A 17,070-nucleotide genomic window follows, 5' to 3' on the forward strand; every position below is an offset into this window, starting at 1 on the left:
ATAATTGGAGAGTGCTGTACAACAGGAAAGATGTCAGAAGCGCAAGGCCTGGAATCGATAAATCCTGCCACAGGATCAAAAATCGCCACATATCCATTAATGAGACAAGAGGAGATCATCGAAGCGATAGAGAAGGCAGATTCTGGTTTCCAACAATGGAGAAACTCTGAGTTTTCATTAAGAAAGAAAGCACTCAATCAAGTTTCCCAAGCTCTAGAAGCTAACAAATCAGCCTTGGCAAAAGGCATTACTCAAGAAATGGGAAAGCCCATTCAACAATCAGAGGCAGAAGTCGAAAAGTGTGCCTGGGTTTGCAACTATTTTGCGGAGAATGGAGAGAAACTCCTTGAAAATGAAACGATCGACCTGGGTGAAGGGAATGCAACCGTAACGGCTCAACCCCTTGGAATTCTGTTTGCTGTGATGCCTTGGAATTTCCCGTTATGGCAAGCATTCAGGGCGATTGCCCCTACCTTAATGGCAGGAAATACCCTGCTTCTGAAAGGTGCATCCAATGTGCCGGGATGTAGCAGTGCCATTCAAAATATCTTTAACAGCTGCGACATCCCTGAAGGTGTCTTCACAAATATGCCCATGCGATCGGCAGATGCAAAACTTGTTATTGCACATCCAAAAGTACGCGCTGTCACCCTTACAGGAAGCGAAGAGGCCGGTCGAGCTGTGGCATCCATTGCAGGCGCCAATTTAAAAAAATGTGTTTTAGAACTTGGAGGACAAGATCCTTACCTGATCCTTCACGATGCAGATCTTGATTTAGCGGCTGATCGCTGTGCAGCAAGTCGAATGCTTTGCACCGGACAAGTTTGTATTGCAGCCAAACGCCTTATTGTGGTCAACGATATCTACGATGAATTCTTTAAACTCTTACAAAAAAAGCTGGATTCTTATGTCATGGGAGATCCCATGAATCGCGCCTTCAATATTGGACCTTTAGCAAGATTAGATCTACGGCAACAGGTTCATCTTCAAGTCCAAAAAAGTGTTGAACAGGGAGCAACCCTGCGACAAGGAGGGATGATACCAGAACAAAAAGGCTGGTGGTATCCCATCACGATTCTCGAAGATGTAAAGCCAGGGATGTCCGCATTTGACGACGAAATTTTTGGGCCTGTGCTGAGCCTTGTACGTGCTGAGAATGACAACCATGCGGTTGAACTTGCCTCAGATACTCGCTTTGGACTGGGAGCAGCCATTTTCTCAGCGAATACCGCCAATGCCAAAAGAATTGCCGTGAAAGAAATTGAAGCAGGCTGCGTTGCGATCAATGATTTTGTAAGAAGTGATCCACGGGTTCCCTTTGGAGGAATTAAAGATAGTGGCTATGGCAGAGAGCTGGGGAAGCTTGGCATCCATGAATTCATTAACAGCAAAAGTATTGTGGGGGCTTGATGAGGATGGGATCAACAGAAAGACTCATCAGCCATTAAAAAAGATGGGTGGCGGCCCATCTTTTCAACTTGATTGCAACGACCAGAGATCAAACCCCGATGGTGGATTTATCGCACATCAGCAAGACCTGGTCTCTAGGAATCAATACTCAATAATGCATCGGGCAAACTAATCACTGGTCGAGACACACTGCTTGTCACCTCAAGGATCCTTCCGATCGAAGCAGGAGTATTCAAGGCCTCTAAGCAACAACGAGCAACCAGACGCCTTGGGATGGAATCATTCTCCTGCTGATCGGGACCTGACCAATACACCCCCTCTTCCTCCAGGGTTTCCTCTCTTTCACTGAGACCTCCTGGCCTGATCACAGTCCAATCCAAGCCGCTGTTCTCCAGAGCCTGCTCCCCAATTCGTTTCCAAACAAGAATCAAACCGAACAGGTTGAGGGGGTGACGCCAACGCCCCGCACAAAGAGAACTCACGAGAATCACCCTGGTCACCCCAACTCTCAGACAGCTTTCCACCTGAGCACGCACACCCCATGCATCAACCCGCATCGGCCCTAACAAATCAATCGAAGGCCTCGCACCCGTTGCAATCACAAGGGCATCTACGCCCTTTAAGGCTGAGTCCAAAGCGATTGGATCTTGCAAGCTGAGTCGAACTTGATCAGCATTCATGAGGGTGTCGGGAATCACCGACGAAGATCGCACCAACAAACGCGGACGATCTCCATGCACCATCAACTCTTCAGCGATACGAAAGCCTGTTTTTCCAGAAGCTCCAGTAATCGCAATCGTTCGGTCACTCATCCAACTCTCCGAGCAGAAATCAAGAATGCATGAATCAACCGTAAACGAGAACTAAGATGAATGGTCATAAAAACAGCATCATTCGGGAGACAAACGGATCAACCAATGAAATCCCTAACAGCCATTGCCTTGCTGACAATCTCCAGCTTGCATCCACCGCAGAGCCAAGCGATGACAGAGTGTGAACTTCTCACTCGAGTCATGAATAATTTGGGGGCAAAAATGAGCATCAATCGCTACGTTATCTCGAGCAAAGACGACAAAGATCTAATCGAACAAGCGAGCAGAGATCTCTCCGAACAAACTAAAAACTACAGAAACGCAAAGGAACAATATAAAAAAGCCAAGTGCAAAAGCATCTGGGACAAATAATATCCATTGCGATCAATCCATGCAAAACCCCAACAACCATTGGTTGCTGGGGCAAGGGATTGAATTTACAATCTAAAATCGATAAAATCTAATTTATCTAGAGTAAGAAACTCCCCGATAGGTCAAAGTGGGATGCTCTTGCATCTCAGCCTTAACAAGCTCACGGCACGTGTTGTAGTGCTCATGGCGATAAGTCAGCTCAATGCATGCTTTGACGTCAGACGTCTTAGGCGTTACGTAGGCCTGACCTCTGTAAAGAAGAGTAGTCATGATGTTCTCCGAGAAAACCCAGGTCCCCGTTCCTTGGCCTGGGTCGGTCTGCGCCTCGGAAAACCGAGGTGAACGATGCAATAGGTAGCGGTTGCTACTCCATAAACCTAGCCAACCGTCATCCCAGGCGTCGTTCGTGCTGATACAAAGACAACAACCGCTTGAATCCATGGAGGCAAGGCAGCGAATCGCAAAGGCCGGACGAAAAGGTCTGTCGATCGAAAACACCACCTCGACCTGCTTCAAAACGCCTCGTCATCGCTCTTGCCCATGCCCCTCGGATGGGCCAATCATCCATTCTGACTCGATAGAGCCCTTCAGATCAGCAACTGCCGGTCTCCTAATCGAGTGCTCAGGGAAAGACTTCTATGATGAAGGGATGACAGCCAGCGCAGCAAACATCCCCAAAAAGCATTCCAGAGACTCTTGTCTGCCCACTAAGAAAGGGAAAAGGATTCAGCATCCAGCTTGAGGCGATGAATCAAGCCGTTCAATCCTTAAAAAGTACAAATACTCACCATGATTCGTCCTCTTCAAGCTCTAGGCATCACAGTCCCCCTGCTGATGCTGAGCTGTGAAGCTGGACAATCAGCCAAACAAATTCCAGTCGTAGAAACAATCGAATCCGTCGCATTCCAAACACCACCAACACAAGCTCCAGGCCAACAGGGCCCCTCTCCAGCTTTGCTTCAAGTGAAACAAGGAGAAAGCTTTTCACTCAAGGCAAGGCGCAACGACCCAAAAGGATTCACGCCAAGTGGCGCTTGGACGCTTGAATTGTTTAAAGGAGAACAACTGCTTGCTGAATGGCCAGCCGTTAGCGGTTACAACAGCAAGCAAACAGCCGACCGTCTCTGGAGTCCAGGCAACGGTGCACCCCTACCGATTGGCACGTATGCACTGGGCCAACCAGAACCGTGGGGAACAGATCTTTGGCTTAACTTAGAGCCCCAATTCGAAACAGATCGAAGCGGCCTTGGAATTCACAATTGCAACCCAGGAAGTGGATGTCTATGCCTTCCCAATCGCAAAGACCTTGAAACCCTTGCGGACTGGGTCCAAGCAACAGGAATCCGAAAACTCACAATTATCGACTAACAAAAGTAAAATACACATCCAGACAAATCATTCCCAAAAAGCTCAAAGACCTGCATCAACTGGGCATGATCAAACACATTGCAAACCTATCGAAACCAACGACAACGCCAAACGACTGCTAAGACTGCAAGGATTCTTTTAAGGCGTAGGCCAAGAAATCTGATCAAGAGGCAGTCTAAACATCCCCAATCGGTCCATTTGGGACTAATGAATGAAACAAGAAAGCATAATGAACCCCATATCAAACGAACGATGCCGTTTCTTTCCAATCCTGCCAACTTCGGCTGGCGCCTCAATCAATTAAGTCTTCTACGGCCTTGATCCACAATTCACAAAAAATTGCAACCCCTTTATTTGGCATAGGGTGCACCAAACCCACCTAAAATATTCTCACATTCGCCAACGAATCAACCCTCGAATTTGTTCCAAAAAGATGACCTGGAAACTAGCCAAAGCCTGGACAAGCGTGCTTCCTCAGGAAGGGTATCGACACTTTCGGGTGATTTTCCAGGGAGGAAAAGGTCAGGATCGCTGGGTTGAACTCGAAGCTGTCCTCGACGCAAGTATTCGACGACGCATCGCCTGGACGGAGCTCAAAAATCAGGATGTCTGGACGAGCGGTTGGAGACAACTTCCACCGACGGAATAAGTGATCAAGACGATCCCTTTCACTGATTGCTTGTTCCCAGTGCGCGTCACATGTTCGTATCGATGAACGGCACTCGCAACGACGCCATTCCTTTCGCCACAATGAGTTAATGGCAACTCAAGTCTTAACGGAAGACCAGCGTTTCAAGCTCGACCGCGAGCCAGATCGGGTCTTTTATTCTGAACCACGCTTCGTCCAGCACCTCGACGAAGGCTTCAGAACACGCCTCACCAGTTTTTATCGAGAACACATTCCGTCTGGGGCAATTGTTCTTGATCTCGGTTCGTCATGGGTGAGTCACTTGCCAGAGGACATTCATTACGAGCGCGTGATTGGCCACGGCATGAATGAGGCGGAACTCGTCGCCAACCCAAGGCTCGACAGCCACTACGTCCAAGACATGAACTTGGACCCAACCATCCCGTTAAAGGATGGATCGGTTGATGCCTGCCTAGCTGTGGCCGCTTGGCAGTACTGGACGCAACCAGAAAATGTTGCTGCGGAAATGCTTCGCGTTACCAGGCCCAATGGCACAGCCATCGTTGCCTTTTCCAATCGGATGTTTTTCACGAAGGCGCCACAGGTTTGGACTGACAACGACGACATGCAGCACCTTGACTATGTCGGAACGGTGCTGCAAGCCAATGGCTGGACCGACATCCGTGTTTTTGCTGAGGAAACCAAAGCCGGTGGCTTGATGGGACTGGTAGGAGGAAAAGGTGATCCCTTTTTTGCCGTTGTCGCGCGCAAAAGCATCGACTAACCACCTCTCTTCAGGAACATCGAAGAACGGAAGCGCCTACAGCTCGAGGAATCGAAGCAATTCCTTCTGAGCCTTGCGTCCCGTAATGGCGTGGGCCGCCATCGCACCACTTGCAGCCACGGGTGGAATCCCAATTCCTGGAAAACAACTGGCACCACACTGAAACAGACCCTGCAGGGGGGTGGTCACCCCAGGGAACAGACCCTTCGCCGCTGACAACGCAGGTCCATAACTGCCTTGATGCGTGGATAGGTAATGACGGTGGGTAAGGGGAGTCCCCTCCATCACCACTTGGCAACGACTGCGGAGATCGGGAATGCGTTGTTCCAACACATCCCAAAACACCTGACAGCGTTGTCCACGTTTCTCCTGATAGGCCGCTGTTCCTCTCTGCAAACCAGCCCACTCTGACCAGGGTTCATTGGCCGGGGTATAGGCATGCAGCACGTGATGTCCCTCCGGCGCCATCGATGGATCGAGCACCGATGGAATCGACACCACCACAGCATTGCGCTCAGCATCAATTCCCCGTTCCCAGTCACCAACCCAAACGGTATGGATCGGCAGATCCTCCAGGCCGCTCGCATCAAATCCCAAGTGCAGGTGCAGAAAAGAGTGACAACCAGGAGTCGAAAGCCGTTCCTGACCCCAAGCCTTCGCAGCCATCTCGGGTAGCAGAGACGCTGTCCCCCAAGCATCCGCATTGCTCACCACAACATCAGCGTGAAGCGTCTCGCCATTGCTGATCTCCACGCCAATGACACGATCACCATCGAGTAGCAGCTGGCGCACGTTGGCTCCGAGCCGCAAACTGCCGCCGTGAGACTCCAAGCCACGCACGAGTGCATCAACCACAGCCGCACTCCCTCCCCGCGGAAAGTCGAGGCACGAATCTGGGTCAAACCACTCACCAAACAGAGTGGCCATCGCTGCTGCATTGGTATCAGCCATCGGCATGCCACTGATCAAAAAACAGAGCAAATCCACCCAATGACGCAGAAATGGATCCTGTAGATGACGGTCCACGAGAGGTCCAAAAGCACCACTGAGATGGCGGATGGCTGGCAAATGCTGAACCAGTCGCCCACTACGCCTCAAAAGAGGACCAATTCCATCCACAGATGCGGGTAACGCCAGCAATGGCAGGGCATCTGCAGCAGCTGCAATCGGCTGCAAGACGGCGGTGAAGCGCTGCCACTCAGCCACAGCCTCCGGTCCGCGCAGTCTCTCCACCACGCGTTCAAACCCATCCCCTCCAACCCCAACGCGGAGATGTCCTTCCGGGAACAAAACATCCCAGTCCTTGTAACTCACAACATCCAAGGGCTGATCCAAAGCACGCAGGATCTGAGTGAGGGGGTTGCTGCTTGGCCAACGTGACAATCCACTCCAGAGGGAGGGACCCGATTCGAAGTGATAGCCCTGACGTTCAAAGCCATGGGCAGCGCCGCCTGGTTGGCGATGGGCTTCAAGAACAAGAACGTCCTTTCCAGCCCGTGCGGTGAGACCAGCACAGCACAAGCCACCGATCCCGCTGCCAATCACGATCACCTCAGCGCTTTTTGGCATCCATCACCTATCAGGGATCTCAGCTCGGGTCATAGCCAGTCACAGCTGTGATTGCGAAAAACACGTCCCAATCCAAAAATCGGTTGAAATGGTTGAAAGCCCAAAGTCCGTGACAGACCCTTCGTCCTCAGGCCAGAACCAGCTGCCGCTATGGCGTCGAACACCTCCCTTGGTGTTGCCAATGCTGGTGCTCAGCGGCGGACTTGTTGTGGCTGGAGCTGTTGCGGTAAAGGGAATTCGAACCGCAACAGACACCGTGACGGTGACCGGTGCCAGCACCGAACGGCTGCGCAGTGACTATGCGGATTGGACCGTCACGGTGAGTGGTGGCGGTCTTAGCCAACAGCAGGCCTATCAAAATCTTCAACCTGATTTGAAGCGCACGCTTTCCTTCCTTCGCGATGCGGGCATTCCAGAAAGCAGCACCCAACTCACTGTTTTAAGAACGGATCGCAACGAAATTCGCAACCGTGTGACAGGCGTGCTCACCAACACAGAGTGGACGGCACGTCAGTCCATTCACGTTGGCAGCTCAGATGTGGCGTTAATCCGAAAGGCATCCAACAACATCAGCAACTTGATTGGCGATGGTGTCTCGTTGGCGATTCAACCACCGGCTTACACCTACACAAAACTGGCTGAAAAACGCGTCGATATGTTGGCCAAAGCCACCGCCGATGCTCGAGAACGCGCGATTGCGATCGCAGGTGAGGCTGGCTCCGGCATTGGAGCCATCACCAATGCCGACACAGGAACCTTCCAAATCACCGTTCCGAACTCCACCAAAATGGGGAGCTATGGCTCCTATGACACGAGCACGATCGATAAAGACATCACTGCGGTGATGGGAGTGACATTCAGAGTGCAGTGATTGCTCTTCCCTTGATCCTTTTAGGCCTGTCCTGGCTACAGGAAGGCATCGACCAACTCCTGCTGGGGGGACGCTGGAATTTGGCGATGGGGCCTGGCACGCCTTGGTGGACTCTGCTCACCGCTCCCTTCAGCCATGGAGATCTTGGCCACCTGATTGGCAACAGCATCGTTTTTTTGCCCCTCAGCTATCTGGTGCTGTTGAAAAGCCTGCGCGGTTACGTGGCGGTTTGGATTGCTGTGATTCTTCTCGAAATTCCGCTCTGGTTGTTTTGGCCGGTTGGTAGCCACGGATTGTCTGGAGTCGTCTATGGACTTCTTGGCTACCTCGTTCTCATCGGATTTCTCGAACGACGACCGCTGGCCATTGCGTTAACCGTTATTGCCGTTGCTTTTTACGGAAGCGCCCTCCCTGGATTGCTGCCCTGGGCCTCACCCGCGGGAGTGAGCTGGATTGGCCACGCGAGTGGATTCATTGCTGGCCTTTTGGCAGCAGGCGCTGTTTCGCGCGAGCCCCATCAGCCGTCAGCCTGATCCTCAGCTGATTTGAGAAAGCGTCCAGACAGACGAACAGCCAAAACAGAACAAGCGGCGCCGTAGCCGATAAATGTGGCCACTTGTCCGAAAGACCCCATCTCGTAGACCTCTCCGCTTAACAACACCCAATCCACGAGTGATGAGGCGACACCCCACACAACAACCCAAACCGAAACGTAGAGAATCCCCCTCACGGCGGTGTTCACGGCAGCTCCTTATGAAAATGCTTGTTCAATTCGACGCTAGGCCAACCGTTCATTCAATTCGTTCAGCCAAGGAGTTTCTTTCAAAGCTTCTTGAAGCAACCTGACATTGAGCCTGCACCTCGCTAAGACCTTGGGGTGATCACTTTGATAGAAGCAGCAGGGTCCTCCTATGTCTGAAGGCAATCAGCAGCAACCTGTTGTGATCAAGCAAGGAGGCGGCGGCACGGGCATTGGCTTGGTTTTAGCGGCGTTAATTCTTGGAGGTGCGCTTGTGTATGCCGTCACCATTTGGTCAAACACACAGAAAAGAATGATCGAAGCTCCCAAAGAAGCGATTCAGAAAGGAGTGGACACCCTTAAAAAAGCGATTCAACCGGTTGCCGACTAGCCAATCCCTCGTGTCTTGATCAGGCAGCATGGAGGCAACGATCCCAGCCTTCAGGCTCCCTCGAGCGTTTGCTGCCGACTGTGATGGCGGTAGAGATCGGAATCTCCATCAGCTTCGGGCTCAGCGATCGCTTGGCTCACGCGGGGCTCAACCGCTGCGATCCGCTGAGTGGGGATCACGGCGTTTTCTTCTCGAGCGATCGCACGCTGATAGGCCGACGTGACGTCTGATGAACCGTCGTGACGAACCGATGTCATGGCCGCAAAAGCAGTGCGGCCATGATGGCAGTCCTGCAACTCAATGACCATTGCTCAGAAAAGAGCGTGCTTCCCATCTGCTCTGCCGCCTGGATGAGCACTATCCAAATCCACCCATTCCTCTTGATCACAGCGACCCTTTCAGCCTGTTGATCGCTGTGCTCCTGAGTGCACAGTGCACTGACAAAAAGGTCAATGAAGTGACTCCAGCCCTGTTTGCTGCTGGACCCACACCCACTGCCATGGCGGCCTTAACCGAAGAAGAGATTTATGGACACATCCGCCAGCTCGGGCTCGCCAAAACGAAGGCCCGCAACGTGCACAAACTCGCTCAGCTCTTGATCACCGTGCACGGGGGGACCGTGCCCAGCAGTTTTGAGGAACTAGAAGCCCTACCGGGAGTCGGCCACAAAACCGCCAGCGTGGTGATGGCCCAAGCCTTCGGAGTACCGGCTTTCCCCGTGGACACGCACATTCATCGCTTGGCGCAGCGCTGGGGACTCAGCAGTGGAGAGAGCGTGGAGCGCACCGAAAAAGATTTGAAATCCCTCTTCCCAGCAGAACACTGGAACAAGCTTCACCTGCAAATCATTTTTTATGGGCGAGAACACTGCACGGCGCGTGGATGCGATGGCACCGTTTGCCCGATGTGCCGCGAGCTCTATCCGAAGCGACGAAAGCCGGTGATTTGGAAAAGGCCCTAGCTCTTACACGAGCACACGTCAAACCTCTGTTACAGTTCGTTTCAATTGATGCATCACCATGGATCGCACCCCTGCAAACGACACCTGGTTCCAAGGAAAAGCAGCTCGTTCCATTCACGAAGATCAACTCAAGAAGGTTGAGCTCTTCAATGGTCGCGCCGCCATGATCGGTTTCGTCATCGGAGTGATCACGGAAGGACTCACAGGTCAGGGAATCCTCCATCAGATCGGCCTCGGCCCTCTCGTGGATGGCTACGCGACTTGTAGCGCTCAGATGCTTCCCTTCTGTTTCTGATCAAATCGGCCAATGTCTGTCAGCCCCTGGCCCTAAGATCAGGAGCTGACAGTTCAGGCCAATGGCTCGGAAGCGGCGCAAACTCAGCAAAGACATGGAAGCCGAAATCAAAGCGGCCCATAAGAAAGTCGAGTTTATTTCCGCCCTCATTCGAGACATTCGCGAAGAAGACATCCAAAACGAATACGCGGAAGCTTTTGTGCAAGTGCATGCCGCATGCACCCATCTCGCCCAGCTATATGACGCCGAAGGCATCACAGAAGAAAGTGAAGGAACTCTCGTTCTCTACAAAGGTCTTCTCAATCAATTTGAAGAAGATTACGAGCTATAGAACCTCGAGGACATTTTCAAAATCTGGACCTCAAGCACTAATTTTTTTTTAAAAACCCGGTACAACCAGATGGGTTTTTAGATTGATTGGCATGCCAGACAACAACGATCCGCGCTGGTTCACGCTAGCCATGGCGAGCCGATGGCCCCTCGCTGTTGTGATTGCGGCATGGTCTGTCGCTCTTGCTGCAACTCAGATTCTCCGCCAACCCATCCCCATCGGACTGCCCCTCGGACAGCCGTTTCCAGTCCGCCTGGTCGGTGGAGTCACGGTTGATGAGCTCAAAGCACCCGTCAGCGTGAAAAGTGAAGGTTCGATCGCCATTGAAGCTTCGAAAAATCTTCCCATTGAGGCTCCTGAAGCCCTTCCCGTTCAAGGCCAAGTTTCCGTCACTAAACCCGTCCTGATTGACTCAAATCGATCACTTGAGGTGCAAGGACAAGTGTCTGTTGACGAAGTCACCGCCCCGGTCAAAGTGCAAGGTGTGGATGAAGGTCCAGTCCTCGTAGGGACATCCGATGAAGATCAGCTGACCATCGGTGGAGCGGTAGACGTCACCCAGGTGGGCGGTCGAATCAATGTGCGCCTCCGAGATGCAGCCAAATCAGTCCTGCCGATTCCTTAAATGAGATCACTGCCCGCTGATCTCAAGCTTGCTGTTGTAGGGCACCTCGAATGGGTCACCTTTCTTGCCGTCAATGAGCTCCCTTCGCCTGGACAAATCAGTCGTGCCCATCGCTCTCTCGAGGAGCCAGCGGGTGCTGGCGCTGTCGTCGCTGTTCAATTAGCCAGGCTAACGGGCCAAAAAGTGGCCTTCTTTACAGCCCTTGGCAAGGATGAAATCGGCGCGCGAAGCGAAGCACGCCTGCGCGAGTTGGGTGTCACCCCAATCATTGCCTGGCGTGACCAACCCACCCGCCGAGGCATCAGCTTGGTCGATCGCAGCAGCGATCGGGCGATCACGGTGATTGGAGAGCGGCTAACGCCGATCGCTGCTGATCCACTGCCCTGGGAGCATCTCGCCGATTGCGCTGGCGTCTTCGTCTCTGCGACCGATCCGCAGGGCCTGAAGCTGGCACGAGCCGCCAAGGTTTTAACGGCAACCCCTCGCCTTCGCTTGCCGGTTCTTCAAGAGGCGAAAGTCAGTCTCGATGCCTTGATCGGCAGCCATCTGGATCCAGGCGAGTGCATCGAAGAGGGTGCCCTCACCCCAGCGCCATGCTTGCGGATCGCCACGGAGGGAGAGAGGGGGGGGCTCCTTTTCCCAGGAGGACGATTTGAAGCCGAACCTCTGCCTGGCCCCCTTGCGGAAACCTACGGATGCGGCGATAGCTTTGCAGCTGGAGTCACAGCAGGACTCGCCGCAGGATGGTCAACGACGGACGCCGTCAAGCTTGGGGCCCAGTGCGGAGCGACCTGCGCAACACACTTCGGGCCTTACTCCTGAGCCCAAAACGCTGCGTCAGAGCGGTGTGGGCGACGCCCTTATTTATGCATAGTCTCCAGAAGACAGGAACCCAGCAAAGACCACTGCCATGTCTGATCTGAGATGCCCCTTTCATGGCCACACAGGAGCTACAACTCCAGCTGGACACACAGGTAATCAACAGTGGTGGCCTGACCAGATCGATCTCAAGATCCTGCATCAACACCATCCATCTGCGAATCCACTCGGAGAGGACTTCGACTACGCCACCGCGTTTTCAAAATTGGATTTTGAAGCGCTGAAAGCTGACCTCCACAGCCTGATGAGGGACTCCCAAGAGTGGTGGCCTGCCGACTGGGGGCACTACGGCGCCTTATTCATCCGAATGGCTTGGCACAGCGCAGGCACCTACCGCATTGGCGACGGCCGTGGCGGTGCCGGCCATGGCAATCAACGCTTTGCACCGCTAAACAGCTGGCCTGATAACACCAACCTGGATAAAGCTCGACGTTTGCTCTGGCCGCTCAAACGCAAGTACGGGAACAGCATCTCTTGGGCCGATTTAATCATTCTCGCGGGGACCATCGCTCTTGAATCGATGGGATTCCGCACCTTTGGTTTTGGAGGGGGTCGCACCGACATTTGGGAACCCGAAGAGGACGTGTTCTGGGGGAAAGAAACACAGTGGCTCGCCGACGAACGCCACGACGACTCCGGGGCACTCGACCAGCCGCTTGCGGCTGTGGAAATGGGTTTGATCTATGTGAATCCCGAAGGACCACATGGCCATCCCGATCCCATCGCATCGGGCAAAGAAGTGCGCGACACCTTTTCACGCATGGGGATGAATCCCGAAGAAACCGTGGCGCTCGTCGCTGGCGGACATACCTTCGGGAAATGCCATGGAGCAGCCTCCGCCGACCATCTGGGCGTCGAACCAGAGGGGAGCGAGCTCGAAGCCCAAGGCCTGGGCTGGAGCAATCGCTTCCAAACAGGTAAAGCGGAACACACCATCACCAGCGGAATTGAGGGGGCGTGGAAACCCCATCCCACGCGCTGGGATCAGGGCTATTTCCAAATGATGTTCAGCTACGAATGGGAACTCACAAAAAGTCCAGCTGGTGCCTGGCAATGGGTCGCAAAAGACGTCCAACCAGAACACATGATTCCCGATGCACACGTTGCCGGGAAGTTTTCGGCTCCGATCATGACGACAGCCGATTTGTCCCTACGCCATGACCCGATCATGGAGCCGATTGCTCGGCGCTTCCACCACGATCAGGAAGCCTTTGCCGATGCGTTTTCCCGAGCCTGGTTCAAGCTGACCCATCGAGACTTGGGTCCGCGTGCGTTGTACTTAGGGCCCGACGTTCCCACCGAGGTCCTGATCTGGCAAGACCCGATCCCAACAGTGGATGCCCCACTGATCAACGCCACGGAGATCTCTTCACTCAAGCAACAAATCCTTGAGACCAATCTGAGCGTCCAAGAGTTGGTGGCAACGGCATGGGCCTCTGCCTCCACATTTCGGAGTTCCGATCGACGGGGAGGTGCCAATGGCGGCCGCGTTCGCCTCTCCCCACAAAACAGCTGGGACGTCAACAACCCAGACACCTTGAAGAGAGTGATCACCCAGCTCGAAAGCCTTCAGGACTCGTTCCATCGTGCATCTTCTGAAGGCAAGCATGTCTCCATCGCCGACTTGATCGTGCTTGCTGGGGGCACAGCCATCGAGAAAGCAGCAGCCGATGGGGTGCACCTTGTGACGGTGCCATTCCAACCAGGCCGCAGCGATGCAGGTTTAAAAGAGACAGACAGTGCCTCGTTTAATGCTCTGAAACCTCTTGCTGACGGCTTCAGAAATTGGAAACGGGCCGACTTACCCCTGCGCGATGAGGAGCTGTTGGTAGACAAAGCCCAACTTCTCTCACTCAGCGCCCCAGAGATGACCGTGCTGGTGGCAGGCCTGCGCGTGCTTGGCGCCAACACAGCCGGCAACCAGCAAGGCGTCTTCACAGACAGGCCTGGAGTTTTGAGCACAGATTTCTTCACCAATCTGCTCGACATGAGTACGGTTTGGACGCCAACCAATCACCAACAAGACAGCTACATCGGTTGTGATCGCAGCACTGGTGAGCAACGCTGGACGGCAAGCCGTGTTGATTTGGTGTTTGGATCGCACAGTCAACTGCGCGCCATTGCAGAGGTTTACGCCCAAAACGATGGTGAGAAGCGATTTATTGGAGATTTTGTAGCCGCTTGGGTGAAAGTTATGGAGCTCGATCGCTTTGATTTGCGCTGAGCTCATTCCTTAAAAAACCAGCCATAAAAACCAGCCATAAAAACCGGGCACAAAAAAGCCCCCTCCTTTTGGGAGGGGGCTTTCTAGTTCAGTTGATCTGAACTTTTAAGGGGTTCCAGATCAACCGATTGCAGGTGCTTGGAGAGCCACAGGTGTGGACTCAGCAGCTGCCAGGTCGAGGGGGAAGTTATGAGCGTTGCGCTCGTGCATCACTTCCATGCCGAGACCGGCACGGTTCAACACATCGGCCCAGGTGTTCAGGACGCGGCCCTGACCATCAAGGATGGACTGGTTGAAGTTGAAGCCGTTCAGGTTGAAGGCCATGGTTGAAACACCCATGGACGTGAACCAAATACCGACAACAGGCCAAGCACCCAGGAAGAAGTGAAGGCTACGGCTGTTATTGAAGGAGGCGTATTGGAAGATCAAGCGACCGAAGTAGCCGTGAGCTGCAACGATGTTGTAGGTCTCTTCTTCTTGGCCGAACTTGTAGCCGTAGTTCTGGGACTCGGTCTCGGTTGTTTCACGAACCAAGGAAGAGGTCACCAGTGAGCCGTGCATGGCGGAGAACAGTGAACCACCGAAGACACCAGCCACACCAAGCATGTGGAAGGGGTGCATCAGGATGTTGTGCTCAGCCTGGAAGACCAACATGTAGTTGAAGGTTCCAGAGATGCCCAGGGGCATGGCGTCAGAGAAAGAACCCTGACCGAAGGGGTAGACCAGGAAAACTGCCATGGCTGCAGACAGCGGAGCGCTGTATGCAACACAGATCCAAGGGCGCATGCCCAAGCGGTAGGAAAGTTCCCACTCACGTCCCATGTAGGCGTAGATGCCGATCAGGAAGTGGAAAACAACCAGCTGGTAGGTGCCGCCGTTGTAGAGCCACTCGTCGAGTGAGGCAGCTTCCCAGATTGGGTAGAAGTGCAAGCCGATGGCGTTGCTGGAAGGAACAACAGCACCAGAGATGATGTTGTTGCCATAAAGCAAGGAGCCAGCGACAGGCTCGCGAATGCCGTCGATATCAACCGGAGGGGCGGCGATAAAAGCGACGATGAAGCAAGTGGTAGCGGCAAGCAGACAAGGGATCATCAGCACACCAAACCAACCGACATAAATGCGGTTGTTGGTGTCTGTGACCCACTGACAAAAGTTTTGCCAGCTGCTTAAGCGACCGCTGCGAACGGCAGTTGCCATGAGAAAAGAATAAGAACGGGATCGATCAAACAATCCTCAAAAAAGGATCCATGATCAAAGTCAAGATGATGAAAAGGCCTCCACAGTTCAAGCAAACCAAACGGATCTCATCATCTCGACAACATTTTTCATGACAACTTCATGAACCATTCATGAAGTTGTGTCATGCACTGGCCACTGTCTGCGTCTTCAGCCATTCCTTTGCCTGATCAGCAAAACCAGGGAGATCCAAGCGTTCCCGCTCAGCCGCCTTGGCCACCAACAACGGGGCCTGACGTTTGAGCTCTTCCAGATCAGGCTGGGCAACTCCGGCATTCAGGGCCATCCAATCAGCCATGGATACCCCAACAACCCTTGTGAGATAGGCAGCGCTGAGGCCTTGAAGCAGCCCCGCCGCCAACCAGGTACCACCGTCCAATTTGGCCATGCCAAGCAGCGCCTGACCGCTCCACTCCACAACCCCTTGCCCAAGAGCGGCGGTCCCCAATTGGCGCGCCACGACCTGCAACACCTCAGAGCTCCAGGAGCAACCCCAAATTTGAGCCATTTCCTTCACCATCAAGCCGTTCACCACAGCCACACCAAGAAGATCAACGCTTGGGACAGGGGAGGCAATCACAACACCAGCCACAATCCACTGACTCCTTTGAAGCAGGGAGCGGAATCGCGCACGCCGCAACTGTTCCAGCTCTGCTTGCCAACGGCGATGAAGAGAGGTCAACAACCGTTGCTTGGTGATCTCGCGGCTCCGAGCCGGCTGAGCGAAATGACGTCGAACTGGAGACAAACCCCGCCGTAAATCAGCGGACTCTCCGCTCCAGAACAACAGTCGATCGCACCATGGCTTGGGTAACTGACAGGACAAAGCTTCCTGTCGTGCTTCACGCGAGTCCTGAAGAGAATCCTGGATAAGCAACCAAGCCGGGCGATCGGTGGGCAACTGTTCCAAGCGCAGAAGATCAGCTGCCCGGAGGGGCATCGGAAGTCCGTACAAAATCACATCGAGCGGCTCAAGCTCCTGAGGCCAGCTCCAAGCGTCGGCAACCACCGGTAAAGGCTTGGCAATGCATAGGTCAAGAGGATTGGCCCCTTGCAAAGCAGCTTGGAGCTCTGGAGTGCTCGGGTGGGTGGCTCCCTCACTGATCACCACTCCCACACTCAGGGGAGCCTGCTGAGCTTTCAAGCCATCAAGCTCCTGTTCTCGAGGTGATCGCAGACCTTCAAGACCCAGCGACAACTCAAGCTCGCTGAACTGCGCGAGCACCAACTCACAACGACGGATCCAGCCAGGGATGGAAGAAGGCTCTGAAAAAGAGGCGGGTTTGGAAGGACGGGTCAGCCACCAGGCGCCTGCACCAAGCACCAAAAATCCCGCGCCACCTCCAGGAAGATGCACTATGTCGCTCAATAACCAGCTACCAAAGGCCAAGGTCCCTCCAGCCAGAGCAAGTTTCCCTGCGATGGATGGAATCAGCTTGATGGTGCTGATTGATGGAACCGGCATCAGCACAGCAAATCCATAACTTGAGCTTTCCTAGCTCACCTTTCTAGTCAGGACCAGCACTTGCGCACCTATGACAACTGGCAGCCCCGACTCCGTCCCTTCCAGCGAGA

At 53.6% G+C, this 17,070-nt stretch carries 21 protein-coding genes; 14 read left to right on the top strand and 7 right to left on the bottom strand.

Translation table 11 applies throughout. The features are described 5' to 3' along the window. Window positions 1-30: 30 nt before the first annotated feature. A complete protein-coding gene (locus SYN8016DRAFT_RS04840) occupies window positions 31-1,410 on the top strand; it encodes an NAD-dependent succinate-semialdehyde dehydrogenase (RefSeq protein WP_006853189.1) in 1,380 nt (459 codons plus the stop codon). A 134-nt stretch (window positions 1,411-1,544) separates the two neighbouring features. Here the strand turns inward: SYN8016DRAFT_RS04840 and SYN8016DRAFT_RS04845 are convergent, their stop codons facing one another. Further along, a complete protein-coding gene (locus SYN8016DRAFT_RS04845; protein ID WP_006853190.1) occupies window positions 1,545-2,222 on the bottom strand; it encodes an SDR family oxidoreductase in 678 nt (225 codons plus the stop codon). Window positions 2,223-2,327: 105 nt separating this feature from the next. Here SYN8016DRAFT_RS04845 and SYN8016DRAFT_RS04850 point away from each other — a divergent pair, with 105 nt between their 5' ends. After that, complete coding sequence (locus tag SYN8016DRAFT_RS04850) at window positions 2,328-2,594, top strand: hypothetical protein (protein ID WP_006853191.1); 267 nt, start codon at window positions 2,328-2,330, stop codon at window positions 2,592-2,594. 93 nt (window positions 2,595-2,687) lie between these two features. Here SYN8016DRAFT_RS04850 and SYN8016DRAFT_RS15715 read toward each other — a convergent pair whose 3' ends face one another. Then, window positions 2,688-3,110: a DUF4278 domain-containing protein gene (locus SYN8016DRAFT_RS15715; RefSeq protein WP_253909781.1), complete on the bottom strand. Its 423-nt coding sequence runs from the start codon at window positions 3,108-3,110 to the stop codon at window positions 2,688-2,690. A 273-nt stretch (window positions 3,111-3,383) separates the two neighbouring features. Between SYN8016DRAFT_RS15715 and SYN8016DRAFT_RS04860 the strand changes: the two genes are divergently transcribed. From SYN8016DRAFT_RS04860 to SYN8016DRAFT_RS04870, 3 genes are all read left to right on the top strand, one after another. Then, window positions 3,384-3,962 carry a L,D-transpeptidase gene (locus SYN8016DRAFT_RS04860; RefSeq protein ID WP_006853193.1) on the top strand — a complete coding sequence of 193 codons (579 nt, stop codon included), beginning with the start codon at window positions 3,384-3,386 and terminating at the stop codon, window positions 3,960-3,962. A 433-nt stretch (window positions 3,963-4,395) separates the two neighbouring features. After that, window positions 4,396-4,611, top strand: coding sequence for a TIGR02450 family Trp-rich protein (locus SYN8016DRAFT_RS04865; protein WP_006853194.1), 216 nt, complete (start codon window positions 4,396-4,398; stop codon window positions 4,609-4,611). Window positions 4,612-4,720: 109 nt separating this feature from the next. Then, window positions 4,721-5,374 (top strand): class I SAM-dependent methyltransferase, encoded by a 654-nt coding sequence (locus SYN8016DRAFT_RS04870; RefSeq protein ID WP_006853195.1) that lies wholly within the window; start codon window positions 4,721-4,723, stop codon window positions 5,372-5,374. 36 nt (window positions 5,375-5,410) lie between these two features. On the opposite strand, the gene SYN8016DRAFT_RS04875 is transcribed toward SYN8016DRAFT_RS04870, so the two are convergent. After that, the gene (locus SYN8016DRAFT_RS04875; protein WP_006853196.1) at window positions 5,411-6,943 is read right to left on the bottom strand and encodes an NAD(P)/FAD-dependent oxidoreductase; all 1,533 of its coding nucleotides are present in this window, start codon (window positions 6,941-6,943) and stop codon (window positions 5,411-5,413) included. Window positions 6,944-7,124: 181 nt separating this feature from the next. Between SYN8016DRAFT_RS04875 and SYN8016DRAFT_RS04880 the strand changes: the two genes are divergently transcribed. Together SYN8016DRAFT_RS04880 and SYN8016DRAFT_RS04885 are read left to right on the top strand one after the other, a co-directional pair. Continuing rightward, the gene (locus tag SYN8016DRAFT_RS04880; RefSeq protein WP_006853197.1) at window positions 7,125-7,814 is read left to right on the top strand and encodes an SIMPL domain-containing protein; all 690 of its coding nucleotides are present in this window, start codon (window positions 7,125-7,127) and stop codon (window positions 7,812-7,814) included. Next, window positions 7,811-8,347: a rhomboid family intramembrane serine protease gene (locus SYN8016DRAFT_RS04885; protein WP_006853198.1), complete on the top strand. Its 537-nt coding sequence runs from the start codon at window positions 7,811-7,813 to the stop codon at window positions 8,345-8,347. Before SYN8016DRAFT_RS04880 ends, SYN8016DRAFT_RS04885 begins: the two co-directional genes overlap by 4 nt. Here the strand turns inward: SYN8016DRAFT_RS04885 and SYN8016DRAFT_RS04890 are convergent. After that, window positions 8,332-8,556: a hypothetical protein gene (locus tag SYN8016DRAFT_RS04890; RefSeq protein WP_006853199.1), complete on the bottom strand. Its 225-nt coding sequence runs from the start codon at window positions 8,554-8,556 to the stop codon at window positions 8,332-8,334. The genes SYN8016DRAFT_RS04885 and SYN8016DRAFT_RS04890 overlap by 16 nt on opposite strands. Before the next feature lie 169 nt (window positions 8,557-8,725). On the opposite strand from SYN8016DRAFT_RS04890, the gene SYN8016DRAFT_RS04895 reads away from it, so the two are divergent. Beyond that, window positions 8,726-8,944, top strand: a complete 219-nt coding sequence (locus SYN8016DRAFT_RS04895) for a hypothetical protein (RefSeq protein WP_006853200.1) — start codon at window positions 8,726-8,728, stop codon at window positions 8,942-8,944. Between the two features lie 50 nt (window positions 8,945-8,994). On the opposite strand, the gene SYN8016DRAFT_RS04900 is transcribed toward SYN8016DRAFT_RS04895, so the two are convergent. After that, window positions 8,995-9,201, bottom strand: coding sequence for a hypothetical protein (locus tag SYN8016DRAFT_RS04900; protein ID WP_006853201.1), 207 nt, complete (start codon window positions 9,199-9,201; stop codon window positions 8,995-8,997). Between the two features lie 50 nt (window positions 9,202-9,251). Here SYN8016DRAFT_RS04900 and nth point away from each other — a divergent pair, with 50 nt between their 5' ends. The 6 genes from nth (at window position 9,252) to katG (ending at window position 14,259) form a co-directional block, all read left to right on the top strand. After that, window positions 9,252-9,905 carry an endonuclease III gene (gene nth / locus SYN8016DRAFT_RS04905; RefSeq protein ID WP_006853202.1) on the top strand — a complete coding sequence of 218 codons (654 nt, stop codon included), beginning with the start codon at window positions 9,252-9,254 and terminating at the stop codon, window positions 9,903-9,905. Window positions 9,906-9,963: 58 nt separating this feature from the next. After that, the gene (locus SYN8016DRAFT_RS04910) at window positions 9,964-10,200 is read left to right on the top strand and encodes a high light inducible protein (RefSeq protein ID WP_006853203.1); all 237 of its coding nucleotides are present in this window, start codon (window positions 9,964-9,966) and stop codon (window positions 10,198-10,200) included. Window positions 10,201-10,261: 61 nt separating this feature from the next. Then, entirely contained in the window at window positions 10,262-10,531 is a 270-nt protein-coding gene (locus SYN8016DRAFT_RS04915) for a hypothetical protein (protein WP_006853204.1), read from the top strand. Window positions 10,532-10,661: 130 nt separating this feature from the next. Beyond that, on the top strand, window positions 10,662-11,156 hold the full coding sequence (locus tag SYN8016DRAFT_RS04920; RefSeq protein WP_173362173.1) for a hypothetical protein: 495 nt from the start codon (window positions 10,662-10,664) through the stop codon (window positions 11,154-11,156). Continuing rightward, window positions 11,157-11,978, top strand: coding sequence for a PfkB family carbohydrate kinase (locus tag SYN8016DRAFT_RS04925; RefSeq protein WP_006853206.1), 822 nt, complete (start codon window positions 11,157-11,159; stop codon window positions 11,976-11,978). 88 nt (window positions 11,979-12,066) lie between these two features. Continuing rightward, complete coding sequence (gene katG, locus SYN8016DRAFT_RS04930; protein WP_006853207.1) at window positions 12,067-14,259, top strand: catalase/peroxidase HPI; 2,193 nt, start codon at window positions 12,067-12,069, stop codon at window positions 14,257-14,259. 120 nt (window positions 14,260-14,379) lie between these two features. Here katG and psbA read toward each other — a convergent pair whose 3' ends face one another. Further along, a complete protein-coding gene (psbA, locus tag SYN8016DRAFT_RS04935; RefSeq protein WP_006853208.1) occupies window positions 14,380-15,456 on the bottom strand; it encodes a photosystem II q(b) protein in 1,077 nt (358 codons plus the stop codon). Window positions 15,457-15,619: 163 nt separating this feature from the next. Next, complete coding sequence (locus tag SYN8016DRAFT_RS04940; protein WP_006853209.1) at window positions 15,620-16,960, bottom strand: YcjF family protein; 1,341 nt, start codon at window positions 16,958-16,960, stop codon at window positions 15,620-15,622. Window positions 16,961-17,070 lie beyond the last annotated feature (110 nt).

The sequence above is a fragment of the Synechococcus sp. WH 8016 genome, assembly GCF_000230675.1.
Taxonomy (GTDB): Bacteria; Cyanobacteriota; Cyanobacteriia; order PCC-6307; family Cyanobiaceae; genus Synechococcus_C.

What these genes read in the sequence shown, in the direction of transcription:
- SYN8016DRAFT_RS04840 (WP_006853189.1), top strand. Translation starts at nt 31, where the DNA reads ATGTCAGAAGCGCAAGGCCTGGAATCGATAAATCCTGCCACAGGATCA.
- SYN8016DRAFT_RS04845 (WP_006853190.1), bottom strand. Translation starts at nt 2,222, where the DNA reads ATGAGTGACCGAACGATTGCGATTACTGGAGCTTCTGGAAAAACAGGC.
- SYN8016DRAFT_RS04850 (WP_006853191.1), top strand. Translation starts at nt 2,328, where the DNA reads ATGAAATCCCTAACAGCCATTGCCTTGCTGACAATCTCCAGCTTGCAT.
- SYN8016DRAFT_RS04860 (WP_006853193.1), top strand. Translation starts at nt 3,384, where the DNA reads ATGATTCGTCCTCTTCAAGCTCTAGGCATCACAGTCCCCCTGCTGATG.
- SYN8016DRAFT_RS04865 (WP_006853194.1), top strand. Translation starts at nt 4,396, where the DNA reads ATGACCTGGAAACTAGCCAAAGCCTGGACAAGCGTGCTTCCTCAGGAA.
- SYN8016DRAFT_RS04870 (WP_006853195.1), top strand. Translation starts at nt 4,721, where the DNA reads ATGGCAACTCAAGTCTTAACGGAAGACCAGCGTTTCAAGCTCGACCGC.
- SYN8016DRAFT_RS04875 (WP_006853196.1), bottom strand. Translation starts at nt 6,943, where the DNA reads ATGCCAAAAAGCGCTGAGGTGATCGTGATTGGCAGCGGGATCGGTGGC.
- SYN8016DRAFT_RS04880 (WP_006853197.1), top strand. Translation starts at nt 7,125, where the DNA reads ATGCTGGTGCTCAGCGGCGGACTTGTTGTGGCTGGAGCTGTTGCGGTA.
- SYN8016DRAFT_RS04895 (WP_006853200.1), top strand. Translation starts at nt 8,726, where the DNA reads ATGTCTGAAGGCAATCAGCAGCAACCTGTTGTGATCAAGCAAGGAGGC.
- SYN8016DRAFT_RS04900 (WP_006853201.1), bottom strand. Translation starts at nt 9,201, where the DNA reads ATGACATCGGTTCGTCACGACGGTTCATCAGACGTCACGTCGGCCTAT.
- SYN8016DRAFT_RS04910 (WP_006853203.1), top strand. Translation starts at nt 9,964, where the DNA reads ATGGATCGCACCCCTGCAAACGACACCTGGTTCCAAGGAAAAGCAGCT.
- SYN8016DRAFT_RS04915 (WP_006853204.1), top strand. Translation starts at nt 10,262, where the DNA reads ATGGCTCGGAAGCGGCGCAAACTCAGCAAAGACATGGAAGCCGAAATC.
- SYN8016DRAFT_RS04920 (WP_173362173.1), top strand. Translation starts at nt 10,662, where the DNA reads ATGGCGAGCCGATGGCCCCTCGCTGTTGTGATTGCGGCATGGTCTGTC.
- SYN8016DRAFT_RS04925 (WP_006853206.1), top strand. Translation starts at nt 11,157, where the DNA reads ATGAGATCACTGCCCGCTGATCTCAAGCTTGCTGTTGTAGGGCACCTC.
- katG (WP_006853207.1), top strand. Translation starts at nt 12,067, where the DNA reads ATGTCTGATCTGAGATGCCCCTTTCATGGCCACACAGGAGCTACAACT.
- psbA (WP_006853208.1), bottom strand. Translation starts at nt 15,456, where the DNA reads ATGGCAACTGCCGTTCGCAGCGGTCGCTTAAGCAGCTGGCAAAACTTT.
- SYN8016DRAFT_RS04940 (WP_006853209.1), bottom strand. Translation starts at nt 16,960, where the DNA reads ATGCCGGTTCCATCAATCAGCACCATCAAGCTGATTCCATCCATCGCA.